Raw genomic sequence first — 13,387 nt, forward strand, 5'->3', positions numbered from 1 at the left:
TCAGATGCTCGATGGTTTGCGTGATTTTGCAAAATCCTGGCCGGGAAAGATCCTGGGGGCGTTCCTGCTTGTCGGTGTAGCGGGCTTCGGCATCAACAATGTGATTGTCGACCTGGGCAGCAATACGGTGGCGCGCGTCGGCGATGAGGAGATCACCTCGCAGGAATTCCTGCGGGCCTATCAGAACCAGGTCAACGCCTTCGCGCAGCAGATGGGATCGGTGCCAACGGCCAGCCAGGCCGAGGCGATGGGCATTCCCACTTCCGTCATTCTCGGGCTTTCGCAGGGCGCGGCATTGGACACTTTGGCCAGCCAGTTCGCGCTAGGCGTATCCGACGCCAAGCTGGCGCAGCTTTTGCGTCAAGATCCGTCTTTCCACGGAACGCTCGGCAATTTTGATCCCGCCCTGTTCTCCCAGGTGTTGCAGAGCGCCGGTTGGACGGAGGCCGAGTATTTCGAGGCGCGGGCGGACGAGGCCCGCCGGGAGCAGCTGACCACCGCGCTATTTGCCGATGTCGACATGCCGGAAGTCGCCGCCGGGCTTATCAATGATTATGCCACCGCGACCCGGACCATCGATTATCTGATCTTGAGCGAAACAGGCATCGAGACCCCAGCCTCACCCACTGAGGAGGAACTGGCGGCCTATCTCAGCGAGCACCAGGCGGAATACCGGACTGTCGAAAGCCGGTCAGTCAAACTGCTCGATCTGTCGCTGGCTTCGCTGGCGGCAACCAAGGACATTTCGGAGGACGCCATCGCGGCCGAGTACGAGGCCACAAAGGCATCGCTCACCACGCCGGAGCGGCGGACCATCGAGCAGGTCTCGCTGGCCACGCCCGAACTGCAGGCGCAGTTTGAGGCCGGTCTTGCTGCCGGCACCGATTTCGACACCCTCGTTGCCGAAGCCGGGTTGACACCGTCGAACCTGGGAACGCTGACCGAAGGCGAGATCACCGATAGTCGCCTGGCCACTGCGGCCTTCGGGCTTCCGGAGGGCGGGTTCGCCATCATCGAGGGCATTGGCGGCCAGCGTGCGGTGCATGTCGATGCGATCGAGGAAGCGCGCGAGCCGACTTTGGCGGAAGCCCGCGACGAGATCGTCCAGCGCCTCACCCTTGCCGAAGCGCGGACAGAAATCAGCGACATTCTCGACCAGATTGAAGAACTGCGCGCGGCCTTCCAGCCGATCGAACAGATCGCCGAACGCTTTGGGCTGCCGGTCTATGAGGCGGAAGTGACCGCTGGCGGGTCTGAGCTCTCCGTGCTGCCCAACCTTGGGCCGGAGGACTACCAGCGTGTATCGCAAGCAATATTCGCGGCCGAGCAGGACCGGTTGATCCCCTCCATCCCCCTGTCGGGCAACGCTCATCTGTGGTTCGATCTCGAGCAGGTGGAGCCGGCCCGCGACCAAACGCTGGATGAAGTGCGCGCGGAGGTCGAGGCTGCCATTATGGAAGAGCGCGTGAACGAGGCGCTGGCCGCAAGGGGCGAAGACATCGTTGCGCGTCTTGAAGCAGGCGAAGCCCTCTCCGATATCGGGTTGGAGATGAGCGTTTTCCCCCAGCTCAGCGCGCCGTTCACGCGATTCGGCTCGGAGGACGGGCTGATCGACGGCACCGTGGCTTCGGCAGCCTTCGCCGGTGGTCCGGGGCATGCCGGGGCCGTTCTGAGCGAGAGCGGCGAACATGTGGTGTTCCAGGTTGTGGACACGACCGAGGCAGGCGAGCCGCTTGATGATGCGACCCTTGCGAGCCTCGATGCCGAAACCCGAGCCGGCCTGACCGCCGAGTTCGTGGCTGCCGTGCGGGACGATGCCGGCCTTCGTATCAACCAGCAGGCGCTGAACCAGCTGCTTGTCCAGAACTACGGCCAATAACGGCCTTCTCACCAACGGAACCAGACCAAAATGGGCGACGACTACTCCAAGACCTTTGCCGCGCAATACGATGCCGGAAAGTCTGGACTCGTCTGGCGTCGCGTCGTAGCGGATCTGGAAACGCCCATTGGCACCTATCTCAAGCTTGCCGCGGGCCGTTCTCACACGTTCCTGCTGGAGAGCGTTCAAGACGGCACCACACGCGGCCGCTATTCCATGATCGGCCTTCTGCCGGATCTGATCCTCAAGGTCGAGGACGGCAAGGCCTCGATCAATCGCAGTGCCCAGACCACACCCGATATTTTCGAACCACTGGACGACATGCCGCTCGACGCGCTGCGTAATCTGGTCGCCGAGAGCCAAATCGACATGCCACAGGGTTTGCCACCCCAATCGGCGGGCATTTACGGCTATCTGGGCTATGAAATGGTGCGGTACATGGAAGTGTTGCCGAACGCCAATCCCGACGATCTGCAGACGCCTGAGGCGCTGCTGATGCGTCCCTCACTGCTGGCCATCTTCGACACGGTCAAGGATGAACTCTATCTGACCGCGCCCGTCTATGTCCGCGACGGCGTGACGGCTGCGCAGGCCTTGGCGGCAGCCGAGGACCGGATCAGCGACGCGATCGCGCGACTGACCCGAGCAACACCGGCTGCCCCTGCCCTGGCCGATCTTGAATCCATTGCGGTCACCAGCAACACCACGCGCGATGAATATTTCGAGATGGTGGCGCGGGCGAAGGACTACATCACCGCCGGCGACATCTTCCAGGTCGTGCTGAGCCAGCGCTTTTCGGCTGATTTCACCCTGCCCCCGACCGCGCTTTATCGAGCGCTGCGGCGTACCAATCCCAGCCCATATATGTATTTCTTTGATTTCGGGAGTTTCGCCTTTGCGGGTTCCAGTCCCGAAATCCTGGTGCGGGTGCAGGATGGCGAGGTGACGATCCGTCCGATCGCCGGTACGCGCAAGCGGGGTGCAACGCCCACGCGGGACAAGGAACTGGCCGCGGAATTGCTGTCGGATCCCAAGGAGCTGTCAGAGCATCTGATGCTGCTCGATCTGGGGCGCAACGATGTGGGCCGTGTCGCAAAGATCGGTTCGGTCAAGGTTACCGACAAGTTCTTCCTCGAATACTATTCCCACGTCATGCATATCGTCTCCAACGTCGTTGGCGAGCTTGACCCCCAATATGACTTTGTCGATGCGCTCTCTGCCGGTTTTCCCGCCGGCACCGTGTCGGGCGCGCCCAAAGTCCGGGCGATGGAAATCATCGACGAGCTCGAAAAGTCACGACGCGGCATCTATGGCGGTTGCGTGGGCTATTTTGGGGCCGATGGCACGATGGACACTTGCATTGTGCTGCGCACCGGGATCGTCAAGGACGGCAAGCTCTATGTTCAATCCGGTGCCGGCATTGTCGCGGATAGCCGTCCGGAGCTCGAACAGCTCGAGTGCGAGAACAAGGCACGCGCCCTTTTCAGCGCCGCCGAGGAAGCGCTACGCTATGCGGGCGAGGCAGGAGTGGGCCAGTGATGGGCGTGATGGGAACGAATAGGCGATGGCGGGGCTGGTTCTGAAACCTTCCCTAAAGAACCACCCATGAGGACAGGCCAATGACCAAGACCCTCGTCATCGACAACTATGACAGCTTCACCTACAACCTCGTCCACTTTCTCGGGGAACTGGGCGCCGACATCACCGTCAGGCGTAACGACAAGATTACGCTCGAAGAAATCGCCGCCATGGCGCCCCAGGCCATTGTGCTTTCCCCCGGCCCCTGCACACCCAATGAGGCCGGCATCTGCCTGGCGGTCATCGATCGGTTCAAGTCGACCATCCCCATGTTGGGCGTGTGCCTGGGGCACCAGGCCATGGGCCAGGCGCTGGGTGGCGACGTGGTGCGCGCGCCCAGCCTGTTCCACGGCAAGACCAGCAATATCCACCATACCGGCAAGGGCATTTTCCGCGGCCTCAACAACGACTTCGAGGCCACCCGGTACCACTCCCTGATCGTCAAGGCAGACACCCTGCCGGACGAGCTGGAAGTCACGGCCACCACCGATGACGGGCTCATCATGGGCATGCAGCACAAGAGCCTGCCGCTGCATGGCGTGCAGTTCCACCCTGAAAGCATCGCCTCGGAAAACGGGCATGCGCTCCTTCAGAATTTCCTCAACATTGCCCGCGACTTCAACGGAAAGAAGGTTGCGTGATGGATATCAAGCAAGCTCTGAACAAGATCGCCGTCGGCAAGGACCTCACCGGCGAAGAGATGCGCGACGTCATGCGCATCATCATGAATGGCGACGCCACCCCGGCCCAGATTGGCGCGTTCCTGATGGGCATGCGCATCAAGGGCGAGACTGTGGGCGAAATCGCGGCTGCCGTGTCCATCCTGCGCGAGCAGATGGTGCCCGTCACCGCGCCCGGGGACGCTATCGACATTGTGGGCACTGGCGGCGACGGGGTGGGCAGCCTCAATATCTCGACGGCCACCGCGCTGGTTGTGGCAGCCGCCGGTGTGCCCGTCGCCAAGCACGGCAACAAGGCGCTGTCATCGCGCTCCGGTTCCTCGCAGGCGCTTGAGGCACTGGGCGTCAAGCTGGATCTGACGCCCGAACAGATCGGCAAGACCATTGCCGAGGCCAATATCGGCTTCATGTTCGCGCCCAACCATCATCCGGCAATGCGCCATGTGGGGCCGGCGCGGGCAGAAATGGGCGTGCGCACGTTGTTCAACCTCCTGGGTCCACAATCCAATCCGGCCGGAGTGCGGCGCTACCTGCTTGGCGTCTATGCGCAGGAATGGGTGGAACCGGTCGCGGCAGCGCTGCTCGCCAACCGCGCCATCAAGGCCTGGGTTGTCCATTCCAGTGAGGGGTTGGATGAACTCTCCACGTCCGGCCCCAATTTCGTGGCCCAGATTGCCGATGGCGATCTGCGCAGTTTTGAACTTCATCCCGAGCGGGTGGGCCTGAGGCTCACCGATCCCAAGGATCTGTTGGGTGGTGAGCCGGCGGAGAATGCCGCCGCCATTGTCGCCCTGTTCGAGGGCGCAGCGGGCGCCTATCGTGATACGGTGCTGCTCAATGCAGGGGCTGCCCTGCTGGTGGCGGACAAGGTGGGGTCGATTGAAGACGGCATTGCCATGGCGCGGGACACCATAGACAGCGGCAAGGCAAGGGCGACCCTCGCCCGACTTGTGGCGGTATCGAACGGACAAGCCTGATGAGCGATATTCTCAAGCAAATCGAAGCCTATAAGCGCGAAGAAATTGCAGCCGCCAAAAGCATGCGGCCCTGGGCGGAGGTTGTGGCAGAGGCCCATGACCAGCCGGCGCCGCGCGGCTTTGTGAAGGCCATCAAGGACAAGCGCGCCAGGGGCGACTATGCGCTGATCGCCGAAGTGAAAAAGGCCAGCCCCTCCAAAGGGTTGATCCGTGCGGATTTCAATCCGGCGGAAATCGCCCGCGCTTATGAGACGGCGGGGGCGGCGTGCCTTTCGGTTCTGACCGATCGGCCCAGCTTCCAGGGCTCGCCCAGCTACCTCATAGAGGCGCGGGCAGCCACCAAGCTTCCCGTCCTGCGCAAGGACTTTCTGTTTGAAACCTATCAGGTGGCAGAGGCGCGCTCCTGGGGCGCAGACTGCATCCTGATCATCCTGGCTGCAGTCGGCGACGATGTGGCACGTTACCTGCTCGACGCGGCCGAGGAATGGGGCATGGACGCGCTGGTGGAAGTGCATGATCAGCTTGAACTTGATCGCGCCCTGGCACTCGATGCGAAATTCATCGGCGTCAACAATCGCAATCTGCGCACCTTCGAGACTACGCTGGAGACGACTGTCAATCTGGCTGCGGGGGTTCCGGACGATGTGCTGCTGGTCAGCGAAAGCGGCATCATGACCCACGAGCACGTCACGATGCTGGACGAGCGCTGCAATGTCGGCACCTTCCTGGTCGGTGAAAGCCTGATGCGGCAGGACGACGTGGTTGCCGCCACCCGCGCCCTCCTCATGGGCGCGCCGGAAACGGTGCGCTGATGGCACAAGGGCTCACCCATCTCAACGGAAAGGGCGAAGCCCATATCGTTGATATAGGTGACAAAGCGGTTACGCGACGTCGAGCCGTTGCCCAGGCTGTGTTGAGCGGCCGAGCAGAAACCATTGCCACTATTCTGGGTGGCGGGCTCAAGAAGGGCGATGCCCTGGCGGTCGCCCGTATTGCCGGGATCATGGCGGCCAAGAAGACATCAGACCTCATCCCGCTCTGTCACCCCATCCCGCTGACCAAGGTCAGCGTCGATATTGCGGGCGATACCGAGACCAGCATCTGCGTTCTGGCCAGTGCCGAAACCACCGGCCAGACCGGTGTGGAGATGGAAGCGCTGATCGCCGCGTCAACGGCGGCGCTGACGCTTTACGACATGGCCAAGGCCATTGACCGTGCCATGGTCATTTCCGATCTCTGCCTTGTCGAAAAGTCCGGGGGCAAATCCGGCGATTTCCGGCGCGACATATGAGCCTGCTCCCTGTCGATGAAGCCTTGCAGGCCATCCTGGCGCGTGTGCCCGATGTGACCAGGGAAGAGGTCCGTTTGTCCGATGCGGTGGGCCGAGTGCTCGCTGCACCGGTCATTGCCGGGCATAACCAACCGCCCTTTAACGCCAGCGCGATGGATGGCTTTGCCATGCGTGCGGCCGATGTCTCGGAGGGCGCGCGGTTGCGCGTGATCGGAACGTCTCAGGCCGGCGCTGGCTATGGCGGCAGCGTGCAGCCGGGAGAGGCTGTGCGCATCTTCACCGGCGCGCCGGTGCCACCAGGGGCTGACACCGTCATCATGCAGGAAGAGGCGGTGCGGGAAGGCGACTTCGTCCGTTTCACCGTGCCGGCCCGTCCCGGACATAGTGTTCGGCCCAAGGGCAATGATTTTTCGACCGGTCAGGTGCTGATTACGTCAGGTACACGCCTCACACCAATGCAGATCGCTGTTGCGGCGGCAGCCAACCAGGCACGGCTGACCGTGGCGCGCCGTCCCAGCATAGCGCTGGTTGCCACAGGCGATGAACTGGTTCTCCCCGGCACCGCCCTCGGCCCCGACCAGATCTTAGCCTCCAACAGCTTTGGTCTCGCGGCCATGCTGGCGCCCTATGCCCGCATCGTCACCGACCATGGCATTTTCGCCGACGATCCCGGGCAATTGCGCGAACGCCTTGGCGGGATCCTGAGCGCCGAGCCGGACTTCTTGATCACGACAGGCGGCGCCTCGGTTGGCGAACATGACCTTGTCCAGGGCGTCCTCAACGACCTTGCCGTGTCGCTCGACTTCTGGCGCATCAATATGCGGCCGGGAAAGCCGCTGATGTTCGGCACCCGGGGCAGGACGCTGGTCTTCGGGCTGCCGGGCAATCCCGTTTCCGCCATGGTCACCGCCCTGGTGTTCATCAAGCCGGCTCTGCGTGCCTTTCTGGGCCACGCTGGTCCCCTGCCCTTGCGGCTGCCTCTTGCAGCCCCGACACCGGCCAACAGCGCGCGCCGACACTTCATGCGGGCACAGCTCGTCCATGGCCCGGACGGAACGATGGCCGCCGATCCCATCAGCCAGATCGACAGCGGCCATACCTCATCACTGGCCGCGGCCGATCTACTGATTGTGCAACCGGAACACGATCCCGGAAGGCCGGCCGGCAGTATCGTCGAGGCCTTGCGCATAGACGCCTTCTGAGGCATTCGCCCGCCGCTTGATTTGCGTTTCCCATTAGCTTCCCACAAGGCATTGCAGAACATAACTGGAACATGTATGGTCGTTCCGTCTATGTTCCGATTCTGGGGTTGTGGGGCCAATGCTGACACGCAAACAACACGAGCTGCTGATGTTCATCCATGAAAGGATGAAGGAGAGCGGTATTCCCCCGAGCTTCGACGAGATGAAGGATGCCCTTGATCTGGCGTCCAAATCCGGCATCCACCGGCTGATAACGGCCCTTGAGGAGCGCGGCTTCATCCGGCGGCTGCCCAACCGGGCGCGCGCGCTCGAGGTGGTCAAGCTCCCCGATTCGATGAACCCCTCGCTGGGCGGCCGCAAGGCACGGTTCGAGCCGGCTGTCATCGAAGGCAATCTGGGCAAGGTCGCCAGCCCCCCGGCCCGATCCGGCAGCCCGGGCGAAGACTATGTCCGTCCGGTCTCCATTCCGGTCATGGGGCGGATCGCTGCGGGCACGCCCATTGAAGCGATCCAGACCCATTCCCATACTATCGCAGTGCCCCCGGAAATGCTTGGGGCGGGCGAGCACTATGCCCTTGAGGTTCGGGGCGACTCCATGATCGAGGCCGGGATTTTCGACGGCGATACGGTGCTGATCAAGAAGCAGGAGCATGCATCGACCGGCGAAATCATCGTGGCGCTGGTCGATGATGAGGAAGCTACGCTCAAGCGCCTGCGCCGCAAGGGTGACACGGTAGCGCTTGAAGCAGCCAACCCCGCATATGAGACCCGCATCTTCCCGCCGGATCGTGTCAAGGTACAAGGCCGGCTCGTCGGGCTGCTGCGCAAGTACTGAGATGGGATTTCCTTCGCCTCAGGAGGCGATGGGCTTTTACGGCGAAACGATCAATCAAGGCCGCTTTGATGCGTTGCTGCCGGTGTTGTCCGAAGATGTCGTTTTCTGGTTCAATTCAGGTTCGCACAAGGGGATAGCCGCCGCCCGTCAGGCCTTTGAAGCGACATGGGCGGGGATCAACGATGAGCATTATTGGCTGGAGGACCTGGTTTGGCTCTCCGGGGATGAGGCCTGTGCCTGCTGCATCTACCGATTTCGATGGCGTGGCATGGTCGATGGAAAGTGGATCGAGGGAGGCGGTCGCGGGACAACGGTACTGCGCCGAGAACCGCGCGGCTGGGTGATTGTACACGAGCACCTCAGTGCAGAGCCCAAATGAAAAGGCCCGCCAGACTGGCGGGCCTTCTTTGTTGCGTGTCGGGCAATGCCTCAGTGATTGTCGCGGGGCAGGCCCTCGGTCTGGGCGATGCGCTGGTATTTTTCGGCGGGTTTGAGAATGGCGCCCTCGCCGAGTTGTCCGACCAAGCCGCGCTGGATTTCCTGCCATGGCGTCTGGTGCTTGGGGAACTTGTAGCCGCCTTCCGCTTCCAGAGCTGCACGCCTGTTGGCGATTTCCTCATCGGAGATGAGGATATCGGCTTCACCCTTATTGAGATCGATGCGGACGCGATCACCAGTCTTGAGAATGGCGAGATTGCCGCCTGCTGCCGCTTCGGGCGACGCGTTGAGGATAGAGGGCGAGCCGGAGGTACCCGATTGCCGGCCATCACCAATGCAGGCCAGCGATGAGATACCCTTCTTGATCAGGTAGGCCGGGGGACGCATGTTGACCACCTCGGCAGCACCGGGATAGCCGATCGGGCCGGCCCCACGCATGAACAGCAGCGTATTCTCGTCGATTTCGAGCGCCGGATCGTCGATGCGGTGGTGGTAATCCTCTGGTCCGTCAAAGACCACGGCCTTGCCTTCGAACATGCCCGGATGGGCGGGGTCGGAGAGATAGCGCTCCTTGAATTCCTGGCTGATAACGCTGGTCTTCATGATCGCGTTGTCGAAGAGGTTGCCGCGCAGGACGAGGAAACCGGCCTCGGCCTTGAGCGGATTGTCGAAATGGCGGATGACCTTGTCGTCCTCAATGGGCGTGTTGGCGCAGTTCTCGCCAATGGTCTTGCCGTTGACGGTCGGGGCGTTCTCGTGGATGAGGCCCTGCTTCATCAACTCGTTGACCACTGCCGGTACGCCACCGGCGTGGTAGTAGTCCTCACCCAGATATTCGCCGGCAGGCTGCAGGTTTACCAGTAGCGGCACCTTGTGGCCGTGCTGCTGCCACTCGTCGATATTGAGGTCGACGCCAATATGCTTGGCGATGGCGTTGATATGGATCGGCGCGTTGGTGGAGCCACCGATGGCGGAGTTGACGACGATGGCGTTGAGGAAGTTTTCCTTGGTCAGAATGTCCGAGGGTTTCAGATCCTCATGCACCATTTCCACGGCGCGCTTGCCGGTGCGCCAGGCCATTTCCTGGCGGTCGCGATAGGGCGCGGGAATGGCCGCCGACCCGGGCAGCTGCATGCCCAGCGCCTCGGCCAGCGAGTTCATGGTCGAGGCCGTGCCCATGGTGTTGCAATAGCCGGTGGATGGCGCGGATGACGCGACCAGTTCGATGAACTTTGGATAGTCGATCTCACCGGCGGCCAGCATCTGCCGGGCCTTCCAAACGATGGTGCCCGAGCCGGTGCGCTCGCCCTTGTGCCAGCCGTTCAGCATCGGGCCGACCGAGAGGGCGATCGCCGGAATATTGACGGTGGCCGCACCCATCAGCATGGCAGGCGTAGTCTTGTCGCAGCCAATGGTGAGCACCACACCATCCAGCGGATAGCCGTAGAGCACTTCGACAAGACCGAGATAGGCCAGGTTGCGATCCAGGCCGGCGGTCGGACGCTTGCCGGTTTCCTGAATTGGATGCACCGGAAATTCGATGGCGATGCCGCCGGCCTCGCGGATACCTTCGCGGACGCGTTCGGCAAGCACCATGTGGTGGCGATTACAGGGGCTCAAGTCCGAGCCGGTCTGGGCAATGCCGATGATCGGCTTGCCCGACTGCAACTCCTCGCGCGACACACCGAAGTTCATGTACCGCTCCAGATAGAGCGCGGTCATGTCCGGATTATCAGGATTGTCGAACCATGCGCGCGAGCGAAGCTTGCGGCCGCCGGTGGCGCCATTGTCTGCAGTCATCTTGCCTGTTCCTTGCTAGTCCGCCAGGACGCGGATTGAGGGCCTTGGTGAGAACCGTTCTATCACGCGAAAATTGCCTGTGAATGGGTCTGATGCAAAAAATCATACAAATCAGTCGTGACTATGCATCCCTGACGGGATATCTGCCCATTCAAGGGGTGGAACTTACTGGGCGAGATGCGGAAGGGCCCGCTCCCCGCTATTGATGCGGCGGTGGAGACTGGGCTGTTCAAGGGTGACAGCACATTCTAGGGTCGCGCCGCTGCGATGAACGAAGGGAACTGCTTTGGCTGAGACGATCGCATGGGTTGCGGTGGATTGGGGCACATCCAATCTGCGCGCCTGGGCCATAGGTGAGAGCGGCGTGGAAATCGCCTCGGCGACCTCCGACAAGGGGATGGGCAAGCTGGCGCGCGAACAGTTCCCGGATGCGCTCGATGAGGTTCTCGGCAAGCTTGGTGTCGCCGAGCGCGCACTGGATATCGTCATTTGCGGCATGGCGGGTGCCAGGCAGGGTTGGATGGAAGCGCCCTATCTCGAAGCGCCCACCGACCTTGGTGGGCTGGGCCAGGGCGCCGTACATCCAGCCGCCAATGACCAGCGGCTCCGGGTTTCCATTCTGCCCGGCGTCTGCCAGCGACAGGGCGGCGAAAACGTCATGCGCGGCGAGGAAACCCAGCTCCTTGGCCTGGCAACTGTGTCCCCGGGCTATTCGGGACTGGTCTGTATGCCAGGTACGCATTCAAAGTGGGCCCGGCTGGACGGCACGAGCATCATGGACTTCGCCACCGCCATGACCGGCGAAATGTTCGACCTCCTCAGGACCCATTCGGTCTTGCGCCATTCCCTGGTTGAACCGCTCGCCGGTGAAGACGGCGACGCGGGATTCGCCGAAGGTGCGGAGACCGGCCTGACCAATCCCGCCGATTTGCTGGGCCAGTTGTTCCGCGTGCGCGCGGCATCGCTGCTCTCGGGTAAAAGCTCTGCTTGGTGCGCGGGCTACCTTTCCGGCCTCCTCATCGGCACTGAAATTGCGTCGCGCCGCGACCAGATTGCCAGTGAGCCAGTGCCCCTGATCGGCTCGGAAAAGCTGTGTGCCCTATATGCACAGGTCCTGAACATGGCCGGTGCTGCCGGTCGCCTCGTCAACTCAACCGAAGTCATGCTGGCTGGACTCAAGGCCGCCCGCACTTCGCTATCCTGAGGATTGCTCGTGACTCATCGCCATATCATCGCCATTCTGCGCGGCATTACGCCCGATGAGGCCGTACCTGTCTGCACCGCGCTGGTGGAAGCAGGTATCACGCTGATCGAAGTGCCACTCAATTCGCCCAACGCTGTCGACAGCATCGGCCAGGCGGCAGATGCCCTGTCGGACCGCGCTGAAATTGGCGCAGGCACGGTCCTTACCTCAGAAGATGTGCGCGCGGTTGCGGCCGCTGGCGGGACATTCATCGTATCACCAGACACCAATCCCGAAGTGATAGCGGAAACCGTGCGCCTTGGGCTCAAGTCCTATCCCGGTGTCTTTTCGCCGACCGATGCTTTCTCGGCCATTCGCGCCGGGGCCACTGGCCTCAAGTTTTTCCCGGCCGAAGTCCTTGGCGCCAAGGGGATCAAGGCGATCAAAGCGGTGCTGCCGCCTGACCTGCCACTCTATGCCGTGGGCGGAGCCAATCCCGACAATTTCGACGAGTTCTTTGCTGTCGGTTGCACGGGATTTGGGCTTGGCACCTATCTCTTCAAACCGGGAATGAGCGTGGCCGATGTAGGCGAGAGGGCGCGGTTAGCCGTGGCCGCATATGACAAGGGAGCCTCGAAGTGACGGAAACCGCAAAGCTGCTGGTCGACAGTCAATGTGCACTGGGCGAAGGGCCCTTCTGGCATGCCGGCCGGCAGGCACTGTTCTGGTTCGATATCAATAATCGCACCCTGTTCGCCGCCAATGCGGATGGAGCGCCAGTGGGTGAGTGGCACTTCGACGAGATCGTCGCGGCGGCAGCGATTGTCGACAACGACACGCTGGCGCTGGCCGCCGAGACCGGATTGAAGCGCTTCAACCTTGTTACCGGTAAGATCGAACATCTGGTGGACATCGAGCGGGATGTGACGACGAATCGCACGAATGACAGCCGCGTTCACCCATCGGGCGCGTTCTGGATCGGGACGATGGTGAAGGATGAGGGCCCCAAGGACGGGGCCGTCTATCACTATCGTGCCGGCCAGCTGACCAAGATCATTTCCAATGCGGCGATTCCCAATGCCACCTGTTTTTCGCCCGATGGGAAGACCGCGTACTGGACGGATACGCCGGACCAGAAGATCCTGAAATGTGCTACCGACCCTGAGACCGGATTGCCGGTGGGGGAATGGGAACTGTTCGCCGACGTTTCCGAACATCGCGGCTATCCCGATGGGGCGGTGGTCGACAGCGAAGGGTTTCTCTGGAACGCCCGCTGGGGCGGATCCTGCGTGATCCGCTACACGCCGGACGGGCGCATAGACAGGATCATCGAGGTGCCTGTCAGCCAGGTCACCTGCCCGGCCTTTGGCGGCAAGGACCTGAAACGTTTGTTCCTGACGACCGCCAACAAGGCAATGTCGGCCGAGCAATTGGCCGCCGAGAAAGTAGCGGGCGGCGTCTTCTACATCGATCTCGATGTCGCTGGTCAGCCGGAATACCCAATCAAGCTCTGAGCGGCCGCCC

The 13,387-nt window shown here is 62.1% G+C and carries 13 protein-coding genes; 12 read left to right on the forward strand and 1 reads right to left on the reverse strand.

What is annotated here, in order from left to right:
- The first annotated feature begins 4 nt into the window (after nt 1–4).
- From QZ564_RS09815 to QZ564_RS09855, 9 genes are all read left to right on the forward strand, one after another.
- Nucleotides 5–1,879: a peptidylprolyl isomerase gene (locus QZ564_RS09815; protein WP_297108600.1), complete on the forward strand. Its 1,875-nt coding sequence runs from the start codon at nt 5–7 to the stop codon at nt 1,877–1,879.
- Between the two features lie 30 nt (nt 1,880–1,909).
- Nucleotides 1,910–3,418, forward strand: coding sequence for an anthranilate synthase component I (gene trpE / locus QZ564_RS09820; RefSeq protein ID WP_297108603.1), 1,509 nt, complete (start codon nt 1,910–1,912; stop codon nt 3,416–3,418).
- Between the two features lie 80 nt (nt 3,419–3,498).
- Nucleotides 3,499–4,098, forward strand: coding sequence for an aminodeoxychorismate/anthranilate synthase component II (locus tag QZ564_RS09825; RefSeq protein WP_297108606.1), 600 nt, complete (start codon nt 3,499–3,501; stop codon nt 4,096–4,098).
- Complete coding sequence (gene trpD, locus QZ564_RS09830; RefSeq protein ID WP_297108609.1) at nt 4,098–5,114, forward strand: anthranilate phosphoribosyltransferase; 1,017 nt, start codon at nt 4,098–4,100, stop codon at nt 5,112–5,114. The genes QZ564_RS09825 and trpD overlap by 1 nt, the downstream gene beginning before the upstream one ends.
- Nucleotides 5,114–5,926: an indole-3-glycerol phosphate synthase TrpC gene (gene trpC / locus QZ564_RS09835; protein WP_297108612.1), complete on the forward strand. Its 813-nt coding sequence runs from the start codon at nt 5,114–5,116 to the stop codon at nt 5,924–5,926. The genes trpD and trpC overlap by 1 nt, the downstream gene beginning before the upstream one ends.
- Nucleotides 5,926–6,405: a cyclic pyranopterin monophosphate synthase MoaC gene (gene moaC, locus QZ564_RS09840; RefSeq protein ID WP_297108617.1), complete on the forward strand. Its 480-nt coding sequence runs from the start codon at nt 5,926–5,928 to the stop codon at nt 6,403–6,405. The genes trpC and moaC overlap by 1 nt, the downstream gene beginning before the upstream one ends.
- Entirely contained in the window at nt 6,402–7,607 is a 1,206-nt protein-coding gene (gene glp / locus QZ564_RS09845; protein WP_297108620.1) for a gephyrin-like molybdotransferase Glp, read from the forward strand. The genes moaC and glp overlap by 4 nt, the downstream gene beginning before the upstream one ends.
- 118 nt (nt 7,608–7,725) lie before the next feature.
- Nucleotides 7,726–8,442 (forward strand): transcriptional repressor LexA, encoded by a 717-nt coding sequence (lexA, locus tag QZ564_RS09850; protein ID WP_297108623.1) that lies wholly within the window; start codon nt 7,726–7,728, stop codon nt 8,440–8,442.
- Between the two features lie 28 nt (nt 8,443–8,470).
- On the forward strand, nt 8,471–8,821 hold the full coding sequence (locus tag QZ564_RS09855) for a nuclear transport factor 2 family protein (protein ID WP_297108626.1): 351 nt from the start codon (nt 8,471–8,473) through the stop codon (nt 8,819–8,821).
- Between the two features lie 50 nt (nt 8,822–8,871).
- Here QZ564_RS09855 and QZ564_RS09860 read toward each other — a convergent pair whose 3' ends face one another.
- Entirely contained in the window at nt 8,872–10,680 is a 1,809-nt protein-coding gene (locus tag QZ564_RS09860) for an IlvD/Edd family dehydratase (protein WP_297108629.1), read from the reverse strand.
- A 286-nt stretch (nt 10,681–10,966) separates the two neighbouring features.
- Here QZ564_RS09860 and QZ564_RS09865 point away from each other — a divergent pair, with 286 nt between their 5' ends.
- Genes QZ564_RS09865 through QZ564_RS09875 form a run of 3 tightly spaced genes read left to right on the forward strand, consistent with a single transcriptional unit; the run spans nt 10,967 to nt 13,377 of the window.
- Nucleotides 10,967–11,884, forward strand: coding sequence for a 2-dehydro-3-deoxygalactonokinase (locus QZ564_RS09865; protein WP_297108633.1), 918 nt, complete (start codon nt 10,967–10,969; stop codon nt 11,882–11,884).
- 9 nt (nt 11,885–11,893) lie between these two features.
- Nucleotides 11,894–12,505 carry a 2-dehydro-3-deoxy-6-phosphogalactonate aldolase gene (locus QZ564_RS09870; protein ID WP_297108635.1) on the forward strand — a complete coding sequence of 204 codons (612 nt, stop codon included), beginning with the start codon at nt 11,894–11,896 and terminating at the stop codon, nt 12,503–12,505.
- A complete protein-coding gene (locus QZ564_RS09875; protein ID WP_297108638.1) occupies nt 12,502–13,377 on the forward strand; it encodes an SMP-30/gluconolactonase/LRE family protein in 876 nt (291 codons plus the stop codon). The genes QZ564_RS09870 and QZ564_RS09875 overlap by 4 nt, the downstream gene beginning before the upstream one ends.
- Nucleotides 13,378–13,387 lie beyond the last annotated feature (10 nt).

Origin of the sequence: uncultured Devosia sp. (assembly GCF_913055165.1) — a bacterium.
Classification (GTDB): Bacteria; Pseudomonadota; Alphaproteobacteria; order Rhizobiales; family Devosiaceae; genus Devosia.